At 63.5% G+C, this 12,282-nt stretch carries 10 protein-coding genes; 4 read left to right on the top strand and 6 right to left on the bottom strand.

Features of this window, described 5'->3' with window-relative positions:
• Positions 1-194 precede the first annotated feature (194 nt).
• On the bottom strand, positions 195-716 hold the full coding sequence (locus OC610_RS11660; RefSeq protein ID WP_264427901.1) for an SgcJ/EcaC family oxidoreductase: 522 nt from the start codon (positions 714-716) through the stop codon (positions 195-197).
• A 175-nt stretch (positions 717-891) separates the two neighbouring features.
• Here OC610_RS11660 and OC610_RS11655 point away from each other — a divergent pair, with 175 nt between their 5' ends.
• The 4 genes from OC610_RS11655 to OC610_RS11640 are packed head-to-tail and all read left to right on the top strand — an operon-like array spanning position 892 to position 5,523.
• Positions 892-2,076 carry a sensor histidine kinase gene (locus OC610_RS11655; protein WP_264427900.1) on the top strand — a complete coding sequence of 395 codons (1,185 nt, stop codon included), beginning with the start codon at positions 892-894 and terminating at the stop codon, positions 2,074-2,076.
• The gene (locus tag OC610_RS11650; protein WP_264427899.1) at positions 2,073-2,735 is read left to right on the top strand and encodes a response regulator; all 663 of its coding nucleotides are present in this window, start codon (positions 2,073-2,075) and stop codon (positions 2,733-2,735) included. Before OC610_RS11655 ends, OC610_RS11650 begins: the two co-directional genes overlap by 4 nt.
• 2 nt (positions 2,736-2,737) lie before the next feature.
• A complete protein-coding gene (locus OC610_RS11645; RefSeq protein ID WP_264427898.1) occupies positions 2,738-5,050 on the top strand; it encodes an ATP-binding protein in 2,313 nt (770 codons plus the stop codon).
• Positions 5,047-5,523, top strand: coding sequence for a response regulator (locus OC610_RS11640; protein WP_030140681.1), 477 nt, complete (start codon positions 5,047-5,049; stop codon positions 5,521-5,523). The genes OC610_RS11645 and OC610_RS11640 overlap by 4 nt, the downstream gene beginning before the upstream one ends.
• Here the strand turns inward: OC610_RS11640 and OC610_RS11635 are convergent.
• The 5 genes from OC610_RS11635 to OC610_RS11615 form a co-directional block, all read right to left on the bottom strand.
• Positions 5,516-6,340 (bottom strand): energy transducer TonB, encoded by an 825-nt coding sequence (locus OC610_RS11635; RefSeq protein WP_264427897.1) that lies wholly within the window; start codon positions 6,338-6,340, stop codon positions 5,516-5,518. The two genes, OC610_RS11640 and OC610_RS11635, sit on opposite strands and share 8 nt — an antisense overlap.
• Entirely contained in the window at positions 6,337-6,783 is a 447-nt protein-coding gene (gene tolR, locus OC610_RS11630; protein WP_030140679.1) for a protein TolR, read from the bottom strand. The genes OC610_RS11635 and tolR overlap by 4 nt, the downstream gene beginning before the upstream one ends.
• A 13-nt stretch (positions 6,784-6,796) precedes the next feature.
• Complete coding sequence (gene tolQ, locus OC610_RS11625) at positions 6,797-7,504, bottom strand: protein TolQ (protein ID WP_258647204.1); 708 nt, start codon at positions 7,502-7,504, stop codon at positions 6,797-6,799.
• Between the two features lie 64 nt (positions 7,505-7,568).
• Positions 7,569-9,497, bottom strand: a complete 1,929-nt coding sequence (locus OC610_RS11620; RefSeq protein ID WP_408636573.1) for a phytase — start codon at positions 9,495-9,497, stop codon at positions 7,569-7,571.
• Between the two features lie 48 nt (positions 9,498-9,545).
• Positions 9,546-12,074, bottom strand: a complete 2,529-nt coding sequence (locus OC610_RS11615) for a TonB-dependent receptor (protein ID WP_264427896.1) — start codon at positions 12,072-12,074, stop codon at positions 9,546-9,548.
• Positions 12,075-12,282 lie beyond the last annotated feature (208 nt).

Raw genomic sequence — 12,282 nt, 5'->3', positions numbered from 1 at the left:
TTGGTTCTGCGGCGACATCTGGCACATGCAACAACACAAAAAACCTGTGGGAACGGGCTTGCCCGCGAAGACGGAACCACAGCCAACATCTTCGTTGACTGTGCAACCGCTTTCGCGAGCAGGCTCGCTCACACATCGGATCTCCAACCGCCACAGGATTTCAGCCGCCCCCTGGTCCGAAGTTACCGCCGATCTCAGTGGCTTGCGTGAAGTGTCTTCGGCACTTCGGGCATGGCCGACGAGTGATGGTTGATGATCTTCCACTGCCCGTCGAGTCGCTCGTAGAGGAAGGTGTAGCGCGCCTGGACTTCGCGCTTGGAACCGTCCGCCTGGGTCAGGGTGAAGGTATAAACTCCGCTGTCCATCGCCGCGTCGGGCCCAAGGTGACGGATTTCCCGGTAATTGATCACGCCCACCGGCTTGCCTGCCAGGAAGCGCACGAAGTAATCCTGGATCTGCTCAGGCGTGCTGCGCACCTTGTTGGAAACAGTCGGTTGCAATATCGCATCCGGCGCGTAGAGAGCGGTCACGGCGCTGGCGCTGCCGGTTTGCAGTGCCGCGTTCCAGCGGTCGAACAGCCCCGCTATTTCCCGGTCGGTTTGCTTCTGCGGTTGCTCGGCGACGGTGCGATACACGAACGGCACGGTTTCCGCAGCGTGGACAAATGGAGCAGCCAGCAGGAAAAAAGCGGCGATGGCACAGGTTTTCATTTTCATCGTTGTGGTCCTTTGGGTTTCAATGGCCCCACTTTGCCGACCTGCGTGGCGCTCGCCATCGGCCAACCGGTGCCGATCGCCTATGCCATTCGGCAGATAGTCCCGGTATTGATCACAAGGTCTAATGAAGCCATTCACTTACTGGGCCGGTGCCCTTCCACGCTGGAGTTTCCCCATGCAAAGCCCACCCCACGACCCAGGTAGCGCCCTGGCGATGCGCAGCCAATATCGCCAATCGCAGAGCCGGGCGGCACGCCTGGGGCTTTTGCTGGGCACCGGCCATGAGCTGACCCGGCTGCCTTTGGCGCAGATGCGCCAGCGCGCGGTGCAACGGGCGTGTGCGTTTGTCGCCATGGACCATGGCCTGTTGCTGGAATGGACACCGGAAACCACGTTGCAAACCGTTGCCAGCCACGGCAGCGGCGATGGACTCGATTTGCTTGCCAGCCTCGCGCACCCGTCGGCGCCCGAACCGCAGTGGTTGGACTGCCCGGGAAAAGCCCTGGCGCAGGTCCTGCGCATGCCATTGCGAGGCGCGGACGGCATCGTGTTCGGCGCCCTGCTGCTGGGCAACAGCGTGCCCTTGGGCGCCCCTGACAACGAAGACATCGAATCACTGCAATTGCTCGCGACGCTGCTGGCCGCGCATCTGGAGAACAGCCGACTGCTGCAAACCCTCCAGGCCCGCGAGCGCACCATGTCCGAGCTGGTCCACAGGCTGTTCAGCGCCCAGGAAGACGAGCGCAAGCGCGTGGCGTATGACCTGCACGATGGCCTGGCCCAAAACCTCGCCGGACTGCATCAACGCCTGCAAGGATTTGCCGGTCGCTGCCCGCCCCTGCCGACCGCGTTGGACGACGAACTGCAAGCCATCCTCGTCCTCGCCCAGAACTGCGTCGGCGAAGGCCGGCAGCTCATCGGCGGCTTACGGCCGCACGTGCTGGATGATTTCGGCTTGCACAAGGCCGTCGACAAGGAAGCCGACCGCCTGCGCGACGCCGGCCTGGCGGTGGAGTGGGTCGAGCACAGCGTCGCGCGCCTGCCGGGCAACATCGAAATAGCGCTGTTCCGCATTGCCCAGGAAGGCATCAACAATGTTCTCAAGCATGCCCGGGCCAGTCGGGTGTCCCTGGGATTGGCCATGCGCGACGGCTGGGTGGCGTTGCGGGTCGAGGACGATGGTCGAGGATTTGCCCTGCAACCGCCCATCGAAACCCAGGGTGCCGGTCACCTGGGGCTTGCAGCGATGCAGGAACGCGCCAGTCTGCTGGGCGGCAGCCTGAGCTGTTGCAGTGAACCCGACGGCGGCACTCGCCTGTTGGCCAGCGTGCCCCTGCCAGCTCACGGAGTGCCTGCATGAACCGTCCCTTGCGCCTGCTGCTGGCCGATGATCACGAAGTCACCCGCGAAGGGTTCATTTCCATGCTGGCCGGAACCGAGGGGTTCGAAGTCGTGGGCCAGGCCCGCGATGGTCAGGAGGCGTTGGACATGTGCGAACGACTGCAACCGGACATCGCCATCCTCGATATCCGCATGCCGGTGCTCAACGGCCTCGGCGCCGCGCGCATCCTGCAACAGCGCCAGCCACGGATCAAAGTCATTATCTTCACCATGGACGACAGCCCCGACCACCTCGAAGCCGCCATCGGCGCGGGCGCGGTCGGTTATCTGCTCAAGGACGCCAGCCGCGCCGAAATGCTCGATGCGCTCACCCGCGTCGCCCGAGGCGAAGAAGCCTTGAACAGTTCGGTCAGCGCCCGCCTGTTGCGACGCATGACCGAGCGTGGCGCCAACGGAGCCCCGCAAGTGCAAGCCCTGACAACCCGCGAACGCCAAGTGCTCGGCCTGGTGGCCAGCGGGTTCAGCAACCGTGAGATCGGCGAGAAACTCGGCATTGCCCCGGGCACGGCGAAAGCGCACGTGGAGCGGGTCATCGGCAAGCTTGGCGCCGCCGACCGGACCCAGGCCGCCGTGCGCGGTGTCGCCCTGGGCCTCGTCGCCCAACCGTCTGGACACTGACCATGAGATTTCTAGCAGCCCGTCGTTGGGCCAACCTGCCCTTGCGGGGCAAGGCGCTGGTGGTGATTTCCCTTCCATTGGTGATCCTGTTGCTGTCGCTGGTGCTGATCTACATCACCGAACGCCAGACTGCCCGCGCCGAAGAAGACGTTCGCCGAGTGTTGCTGGTACAAGGCGATATCCAGGCCGTGCACACCTTGCTGGCCGAGGCGGCGGCCAGCGTGCGCGGTTACCTGCTGACCCGGCGCGAAGATTTCCTGCCCGGCTACGAGCAGGCCACACCGAAGATCCAGGCCGCGTTGCAGCGCCTGGATCACAATATCCGCGACGCCAGGATGCGCGAGCACCTCAAGACGATTACCCCGCTGATTACCGAGAAGCTCGCCGGGCTGCTCGCCTTGCGCACCGGCAAGGGCGACGACACCGCGACCATTACCGCGATCCTGATCGAAAACAAACAGGTGCTTGACGTGTTGCGCGAACAGATCAGCGCCATGCGTATCCGCGAGGACGCCCTGCTCGCCGAGCGCAGCGCCGCCGCCTCGGCCACGCGCATGCGCTTGTTGTTCGCCACCCTGCTCGCAGCGGTGTGCGGGCTGTTCGGCGCTGTCGTCGCGGTGCTGTTCCTGTCCAAGGGCATCGTCGCCCGGGTCCAGAAAGTGCAAGGCAACGCCCAACGCCTGGCGCTGGGCCAACCGCTGTTGCCGCAACCGCCGGAGCGGGACGAAATCGGCCAACTGGGCACCCGCCTGGTGGAGGCCGGGCAGTTGCTCGCCGAGCGTGAGCGCGCCTTGCGTGATAACGAAGAACGCCTACGGTTGATCATCGATGGCGTGAAGGACTACGGGATCTTCGCCTTGGACGCCCAAGGCCACGTCATCACCTGGAATGCCGGCGCCGAGCGGATCAAGGGCTATACCGAACAGGAAGTGCTCGGCCGGCATTTCTCGCTGTTCTACCTGGCCGAAGAATGCCCGGCACACCCGGACATGGCCCTGCGCGAGGCCACCCGCGACGGCCATTACATGGAAGAAGGCTGGCGTTGCCGCAAGGATGGCAGCCGCTTCTGGGCCAGCGTCGTGATCACCACGCAGTACGACAGCACTGGCGCCTTGCGCGGTTTTTCGAAGATCACCCGCGACATCACCGACCGGCGAGCCGCCGAGATAGCACTGCGCAAGGCCCGTGAAGAAGCGGAAAGCGCCAGTCGGGCCAAGAGTGAATTTCTGTCGCGCATGAGCCATGAACTGCGCACACCGTTGAATGCCATCCTGGGATTCGCCCAACTGCTGGACATGGATTCCGTTGCCGGTCAGCGGCCCCATGTCAGTCATATCCTGCGTGCCGGGCAGCATTTACTGGCATTGATCAACGAAGTGCTCGACATCGCCCGGATCGAGGCCGGCCGCCTGCCGCTGAACATCGAACCGATTGCGCTGCCGGCCGTGCTCCACGAAGCGCTGACACTGGTATCGCCGATGGCGGCCGATGCCGGGATCCGTCTTGCCGAGTTGCCTTCGCTGCCCGATGGCAGCGGTGTGCTTGCCGACCGCCAGCGTCTGGTCCAAGTGTTGCTCAATCTGCTTTCCAACGCGATCAAGTACAACCAGCCGGGTGGCGAGGTGCGCATCGAGGTCATTTTCCAAGCCCCCAACGTCAGCATTGCCATCAGCGACACCGGGCATGGCATCGCCCTCGAACTGCTGGATCAGTTGTTCAAACCGTTCGAACGCCTCGGCGCGGATCCCCAGGTCGAAGGCACAGGACTCGGGCTTTCCTTGAGCAAGAGCCTGCTGGAAATGATGCAAGGCACCCTGCAAGTCCACAGTGATCCGGGACAAGGCTGCTGCTTCACCCTGCAACTCCCCTGCGCTCATGTATCCGGGTCTCAGCTGCCCCCCATGGTTACGCTGGAAGTGGCGCGCCCGCGCACCGAGTTCGACGGCAAGGTGCTGTGCATCGAAGACAACCTGTCGAGCCTGGCCCTGATCGAAACCCTGATGCAACGCCGTCCTGGCATCCAGTTGTTGTCGAGCATGCAAGGCCAGATGGGCCTCGACCTGGCTCGCCAGCATGCGCCGCAACTGATCCTGCTGGACGTGACATTGCCTGACCTGGAAGGCCTGGAAGTCCTGCGCCGCCTGCGCCAATCCCCGGCCACCGCGTCCACACCGGTGCTGATGATCACCGCCGATGCCAGCGACCTGACCCACCGCGCCTTGCACGACGCGGGTGCGACGGCGATCCTGACCAAACCCATTCATATCCAGGCCTTCCTCGGCCATCTCGAACGTTATCTACCGGAGTCCGCATGAATCGCGATCTGCGCATCCTGATCATTGACGATCAGCGCCCCAACCTGGACCTGATGGAGCAATTACTGGCCCGCGAGGGGCTGCACAATGTGCTGAGCAGCACCGAGCCGTTGCGCACCCTCGACCTGTTCAACAGTTTCGAGCCGGACCTGGTCATCCTCGACCTGCACATGCCCGCATTCGACGGCTTCGCCGTGCTGGAGCAACTCAACCGGCGGATCCCGGCCAATGACTATCTGCCGATCCTGGTGCTGACCGCCGACGCTACCCGCGACACTCGCCTGCGTGCCCTGGCACTAGGGGCGCGCGACTTCATCAGCAAACCCCTCGATGCGCTGGAAACCATGTTGCGCGTGTGGAACCTGCTGGAAACCCGGGCGCTTTATAAATCGTTGCGCACCTTGGTCCCCGCCCAACAAATCGAATTGCTGCGCCAGCACCGGCCCACCACCGAGGCCCACCAGACTATTTGATTCGGTAGTGAAACGTATTTCTGACCGCCGGCACCGTGACCGCCCTGCCATCAACGATCCGCGGCTGGTAGCGGAATGTCCGGGCGGCCGCCAGGGACGGTCGGATGAACAATGGGTGGCAGCCATCGAGCGCCTTCGGGTTTTCGATCTCCCCTTCCGGCGTTACGCTGTATTCCACGGTGCAATCGCCTTCCAACCCTTTGTCCAGTGCCCGTTGCGGATAGTCCGGGGCCTCTTTGCTCAGGGGCAGATAGCTGCGGCTGTCGGCAGCCAGGCGCGCCTGTTCGGCACGACGCTGCTGGGCGAGCGCTTCGACCTGTTGGGCCTGGCGTTGTTGCTCGACAGCCTGTTGCCGGGCAGTCTGCTGCTCGGCTTCTTGCCGACGACGTTCGTTTTCCTGGCGCTGCCGTTGCTCATCGGCCTGTTGCTCGCGCTTGCGTTCCTCGACCCGTTTGCGAGCTATGGCGGCCTGCTCCAGCTTCTTTGCCTGGAGCTGCGGATCAGGCGTTGTCTCGACCGGCTTGGGACGTGGCGCCTCGACCGGTGGCGCAGGCGCTTCGATCGATGGCGGCGCGGCAACTGCCACGGGCGCGGGCGCCTCGGGAATCGGCGCCGGTGGCAGGATAACCAGTTGCGTACGCAACACCCGAGGCGCCTCCACGAGCGGTTTCTCCACCGTCCAACCCGCCGCCAGCATGACGACAACGGCGGCGTGCAACGCCACGGCACCGCCTGCCGCCAAGCCGTTTCTCCAAAAACCGTCACGCCCAAGCGCGGGCCAACCCGTGGACGAACCGTGCATGATCATCGCCGTCATCGCTCAGCCTCGGTCACCAGTCCCAGGTTGCTTACCCCGCCTTGCTGCAGGGCCGCCATGGCGGCGACGACCCGGGCGTAATCGGCGTGGCCATCGGCCCGGATATAGACTTGGGTATCGCTGTGCTCGGCGACGACTTGTGCCACCTTCATGCGCAGTTGCTCCAGGTCCACCGCGCTGTCGGTCTGCTGATGGGTGTCCAGCTCACCGCCGAGGTTCCAGTAGTAACCGCCCTCGGCTTTCACCGACAACGTCAGGATCCGCTGGCGGCTGTCGTTGGCCAAGGCTTCGCTGGCAACCTTGGGCAGCTCGATCTTCACACCTTGGGTCAGCATCGGCGCGGTGACCATGAAGATCACCAGCAACACCAGCATGACGTCGATGTAAGGCACCACATTCATTTCGGCCTTGGGCCCGTGCTTGCGTTGCGGCTTGACTAGCATCTGCCCTCTCCCTTCACGCGGCCGTCGCCAGGTTTACCGAGGCGCCGTGCAGCTTGTGATGCAAGCGCGCCTGCAATTCGTTGCCAAAGGCGTAATAACGGGTCAGCAGCGTTTGCCCGCGCGCCGCCAATCGGTTGTAGGCAACCACCGCCGGAATCGCGGCAAACAGGCCGATGGCCGTGGCGATCAAGGCTTCGGCGATGCCCGGCGCCACGGTGGAAAGGCTGGCCTGTTGCACCTGGGACAATCCCAGGAAGGCATTCATGATTCCCCAGACGGTACCGAACAGACCGATGTAAGGGCTGACCGAGCCGACGGTGGCGAGAAACTGCAGGCCCTTTTCCAACTGGATCTCCTGTTCGCTGATCGCCACGTGCAGCGAGCGTTCGACGCCTTCGAGCACCACGGCAGGGCTGCCCGAAGGCAGGCTCAACTGGGTGAACGCTTGGTAACCGGCGTGGAAAACCGGCAACACGCCGCCGTCCTCCGCTCGGGCCTGGGCCGTTTCGCGGTACAGCGGCAGCAGATCGGCACTGCTGCGAAAGCGCTGGAGGAAACCGTTGAATTGGCGCTCGCTGCGCTGCAGCACCGTGCTGCGCTGGATAATCAGGTACCAGCTCAGCAACGAAGCTAATAACAATGTGAGCATGACCGCCTTGACCAGCAGGCTCGCGTCGCTGATCAAGCCCCAGATCGTCATATGTTCCAGTGTGGCTTGCATGGGTTGAACTCCTGTCGGGCTGCTATTGCATGAAATGTTCGTGACCGGTTGATGACGGCGCCCCTCAAGGCAGGCCTAGCGCTTTCGCCACGTCGGCCCAAGGCACGAACTTGAAGTTCTGGGCTTGCTCGGGCATGCGCTTGCGCCCGTCCTGGACCACCAACATGCCTTGGCTCCAGGGTCCACCGAGGTTGGCGGAAACCACTTCCAGGCCGTCGGTTTCCGAAGCACCGTCGATTCGCGCCGCGGCGTTCAACCCGACCCTGAAGGCACCGCGCACGGCATAGGGCGGCTGGGCATCGAGCACCACATAGCTGTCATTGCCCTGGCTGGAAATCACCAGGTAGTCGTGGCCGGCGCCTCGGTACAAGGCGATGCCTTCGACGTCGGCGTGCAGTTGCGCGCCGACCTTGATCACGCTGCCCAGGGTTGCCGGTTGGTCGGCACGGGCATCAATTGTCCAGACGCCGACGTCTTCCTCGCCGAGAAACAATCGTTGGCGCAGGTCGTCGGCCACGCAGCCTTCGGGTTGGCTGTCGACACTGAACTGGCGCACCAACTCGCCCTTGATCGAGCCATCCGCAGCGTGCAAGCGGTATTGCAGGTATTGCCCATCCTTGCCATTGGCGAAGGCAAACAGCTCGCCGCTGTCGGGTTGGAACAGGCAGGTCCCGTAGATTTCCTTGAGCGGCGTCGGGACTTCGCCAGCTTCACGCAATTCACCGCTGGCGCGATCGATGCTGAACAGGCTCAGGCTGTTGCGGTCACGGTTGCTGGCGACGGCCAGGTCGACAGTCTGCGAGCCCAACTTGAAGCCGCTGCGCACATCGACATTGTTGAGGCGACCCACCGGCAGCTCTTGCAGCAACTTGCCCTGCAGGTCGTAAGCCAACAGGCCTTGCTTCTTGTTGGTGCCCAGCACTCGACTCAGGGCGGGTGTGATCGGGTGGACCCAGATCGCCGGGTCATCCGCCGCATCACCTTGACGGGCGACCGGCTCGCTCTGGGCGATGGCGGCCACGTTGGGCAATTTCGGCGTCGACGGCACCGGTGCGGGCTGCCAATTGATCTCACCTTGGTAGAGACGACCGTTGTCATCGTCACGCAGCAACAGTTGGGCGCCGGTTTTCGTCAGGCGCACGGCGAGGCTTTCCGGCTCCTTCAGGCCCGTTAGCGGCACCCTGGCCTGGGCGACCCACGCTTGGTCCCGGTGTTGATACAGGTGCAGTTGCGCCGTTTGCGGGTCCAAACCGACCAGCCCCCCGGGCAGCGCAGCCATGGCGCCCGCCACTTGGCGGATGTCACCGAACGGTTCTCGCATCGCCACGGGCGCCCGCACGGACTCGGCCTCGGAGGACGCCGGGTAAGCCCACCATCCCACCCGCTCTTCATTGACGAACAATTGGTTGGCATCGTCCTGTACCTGGCACGTCGTGGCATCCGGCGGCAGCGGCAGGCCGCGCACCCGTTGCGCGGGCTCGCTGAGCTGCTCGCCATGGCCCACCAGCCACTGCTCGCCCCGGCCTTCCTCACCCACCAGGAACACGAAGAGATTGCTCGCCTCGTCGCGGTACAGGCACAGGCCGTTCACCGGAAAATCCCGCACTGGCAGATAAAGCGGTGTGCCCCACTGGCGCGTCTGCGGATCAAGGCTGACCAGCAGCGCTTGCTGGCGGCCGCTGTCGAGGCTGGTCACCAGCACGTTTGCGCCAAGGGCGCGGGTATCCAGGCTATCGAACGCGCCGTTGAAGCGGGTCAGTTCACGCCCTTGGTCATCGAGCAGCAACAACCCATCGCGTCCGGCCAACAACCGCCCGGTGGCGGCCTCGCCAGGCAGGAACGCCAGCGCGTTCGCCGACAGGTTCTGTGCCCAGGGTTGCAGCTTCAGGCTCGGAGCGGCCTGTGCGTGGCTGGTCATCAGGCAGGCGATCAACGCCAGCAGGTAATGCTTGGGTAAAGACAGCTTTGTATTCAACGGAAAAATCCTTTTCATGGAGCCAAACTTGAACTGCTCCCTCGCCACAGGGGGATGGGTGTCTATTCAAAAATGGGTAAACGTCAGCCCCAGCTTGTAGGTCGGTCCGTATTCCTCGTACTGGCCGTTGTAGGAGCGGTGGCCGGTGTAGACGAAATACGGCTCGTCAGTAAGGTTCTGGGCTTCCAGGCTGACTTGAAGATTCTTGGTCAGCGAATAGCGGGCACTGAAATCGACGAAGGTCTGGGCATCGACATACAGGTCATGGTCGCGGTCGCTGATGGAGGCCAGCTCATACAGGTAGGCCGATTTGTAGTTGGCAGAGAGGCGCAGGCTGAGTTTGTCGTTTTCCCAACCCAGCATCAGGTTACCGACCGTGTCCGACTGGTTTGGCAGGTCGATGCTGCGCTTGCGCCGGGTGCCGCTGGCCTGGTCGAACCCTTCGATTTGCGCATCGGATCGACTGAACGTCGCGTTGCCGCCCAGCAGCAGGCCGTTCCATGGCGCTGGCAGCCAATCGAATTTTTGCGAGTAAGCCAGTTCCAGGCCATAGAGCTTGGCGCTGTCGCCGTTGGCGAAGCTGTGGGCTTCGGCGAAATCGGTCCAGGCGCCAGTGCCGGCCAGGTCGGTGTTGTAGACGAAGTTCTGGATGTCCTTGTAGAACACGAACGCCGAGACGGTGCCGGCGCGGCCCATGAAGTGTTCGATGCCCAGGTCCAGGTTGCTCGATTCCAGCGGCTTGAGGTCCGGGTTGCCGAAGGTGGCCTCGTCATCGTCGATGACAAAGCCCGGCGCCAATTGGCCGAAGGTTGGCCGTACCACGGACTTGGTCCAGGCCGCGCGCACCTGGGTGTTCTTGTCCAGCTGATAACGCGCGTGCAAACCCGGCAGCCAATGGTGATATCGGCGGCGGGTATCGGTGTCGGTGAAGACCCCGTCGGTGACGCCGGTGCCCTTGGCCTCGAACTCGGTGCCCTCGTAGCGCATGCCGGCGATGAAGCGCCAATCGTCGACATCGACAGTGTTCATCAGGTAGGCGGCGTTGATGTCTTCGCTCATCTTGAAGTCGTTGACCCGCGACTCCTGCTCATCGAAGAAAGCATCGCGATCGAGACCTCCCAGCAGTTGCTTGATCGCATCGGCGCTGATACCCGGACCGAACCGGCCGAGGCGGTAATCCACGGTGCCCTTTTGGAACTGGCCAAGATTGAGTTGCTCGTCGGTGAAGCCCAGGTCATCGAAATCCTCGTAGACCCAGGCGTCGAGATCGTTGTCCTTGTCGCGCCGGCTGACCTTGCCGCCGAACTTCACCTGGGAGGCGTAGCCTTTCAAGTCGTAATCGCGGGCCAGATCCAGGCGCAGGTTCTTCTCGGTGTCGGTGGTTTTCTGTTGCTCCCACTCCACCTTGTCGAGGCTGAAATTGTTGGGATCGTAGAAGCCTGGGCCAATGATCGGCCGCGGCTTGTCGCTGTCGTAGAAACCGCCGTCAAAATCATCGATGCCCTTGAGCGTTGCGCCGGCAATATGGCCGGGGCTGTCCTCGCTGGACTCGCTGTAGCCGGCCTGGCCACTCAAGGTCCAGAGACCGAACAGGCGCTCGCCGCCGAGGACATAGGATTGGATTTCCTGGGTCTCTTCACGCTGCTTGAGCTTGCGTTCGCCCTCGGCAGGCCCGATTTCGCCCGGTGCCTGCGGGTTGTCGAAGGCAATGCTGGCGGCGTTGCGGGTTTCGGTGTCTTTGTAGCGGCTGTACAGCGTGCGCAGGTAATAGCTGCTGAAATCGTCGGGCTTGTAGTCGAAATTCAGCCCGCCACCGGCGCGCTCGCGGCGGATGTCGTAGTCGCGCTGCTCGAATTCTTCGAGCCGCGAGCCTTGCTCGAAGTCCCAGGCACCGCCGGTTTCGACGTTGTCCGAACCGAAGTCACGCTTCTGCCAGCTCAACGCGGCAGCGACGCCGAAGTTGTCGATGCCGTCGCCCAGGCTAAAACGATCGCTGATGGCGCCGGAAAATTTCGGGCTGGTCTGGGCGGTGTTCTTGTCATAGCTGGCTTCGCTGCTGCCGGTGTAGAACAGGCCATCATGGTCGAAAGCCGAGAGGCTCTTGACGTCCACCGTGCCACCCAGGGAGTTGGCGTCCATGTCCGGCGTCAGGGTCTTGATCACCGACAGCGACTGCACCAGCTCCGAGGGCAGCACGTCGAGGGCGACCGCGCGACGCTCGCTCTCCGGGGCCGGCACCAGCGTGCCATTGATGGTCACGCTGTTGAGGTCCGGCCCCAGCCCACGCACGCTGACGAAGCGACCTTCGCCCTGGTCGCGCTCGACGCTGATGCCCGGCAGGCGCTGCACCGCTTCGGCGACGTTCTCATCCGGCAACTGCGCCACGCCGTCGGCATGCACCACGCTCTTGATGCTGTCGGCGCTGCGTTGCTCCTTGAGGGCCTGGTCGATACTGGCGGCCTGGCCGACCACCTCGACGTGCTCGGTGGCCGATGGCTCGGCAGCGCTCAAGCGCTCGCTCGCCACGGCCATGGCCATGGCCAAGGCGGTAAACGTAAAACCGACGAGCCCGGCGGTGCTGGTGCGGTGCTGCATGGTGGTCCTCCCCCAGGAATCCGAATATCCGCCAGGCAACGGCCCGGCAACTGGGAGGGCACGCTAGGGGTGGGGAATGACGGTTCTGTGACAGGGCTCGGCTGGAGGGGCTGCAATCAACTGATTTAGGGGGGCTGGCGAGCCTGAATGAGCTGAAATGACCTACTGGAACCGCGCTCGGAAACTCCGTGGCGAGGGAGCTTGCTCC

Source organism: Pseudomonas agronomica (genome assembly GCF_025917275.1).
Classification (GTDB): Bacteria; Pseudomonadota; Gammaproteobacteria; order Pseudomonadales; family Pseudomonadaceae; genus Aquipseudomonas; species Aquipseudomonas agronomica.
Note: the sequence above shows the minus strand (reverse complement) of the source record. Positions and strands in the feature narration are given on the sequence as shown.

Excerpts from the sequence above, each read along its gene's own strand:
- OC610_RS11660 (WP_264427901.1), bottom strand. The coding sequence starts at position 716 with ATGAAAATGAAAACCTGTGCCATCGCCGCTTTTTTCCTGCTGGCTGCT.
- OC610_RS11655 (WP_264427900.1), top strand. The coding sequence starts at position 892 with ATGCAAAGCCCACCCCACGACCCAGGTAGCGCCCTGGCGATGCGCAGC.
- OC610_RS11650 (WP_264427899.1), top strand. The coding sequence starts at position 2,073 with ATGAACCGTCCCTTGCGCCTGCTGCTGGCCGATGATCACGAAGTCACC.
- OC610_RS11645 (WP_264427898.1), top strand. The coding sequence starts at position 2,738 with ATGAGATTTCTAGCAGCCCGTCGTTGGGCCAACCTGCCCTTGCGGGGC.
- OC610_RS11640 (WP_030140681.1), top strand. The coding sequence starts at position 5,047 with ATGAATCGCGATCTGCGCATCCTGATCATTGACGATCAGCGCCCCAAC.
- OC610_RS11635 (WP_264427897.1), bottom strand. The coding sequence starts at position 6,340 with ATGACGGCGATGATCATGCACGGTTCGTCCACGGGTTGGCCCGCGCTT.
- tolR (WP_030140679.1), bottom strand. The coding sequence starts at position 6,783 with ATGCTAGTCAAGCCGCAACGCAAGCACGGGCCCAAGGCCGAAATGAAT.
- tolQ (WP_258647204.1), bottom strand. The coding sequence starts at position 7,504 with ATGCAAGCCACACTGGAACATATGACGATCTGGGGCTTGATCAGCGAC.
- OC610_RS11620 (WP_408636573.1), bottom strand. The coding sequence starts at position 9,497 with ATGAAAAGGATTTTTCCGTTGAATACAAAGCTGTCTTTACCCAAGCAT.
- OC610_RS11615 (WP_264427896.1), bottom strand. The coding sequence starts at position 12,074 with ATGCAGCACCGCACCAGCACCGCCGGGCTCGTCGGTTTTACGTTTACC.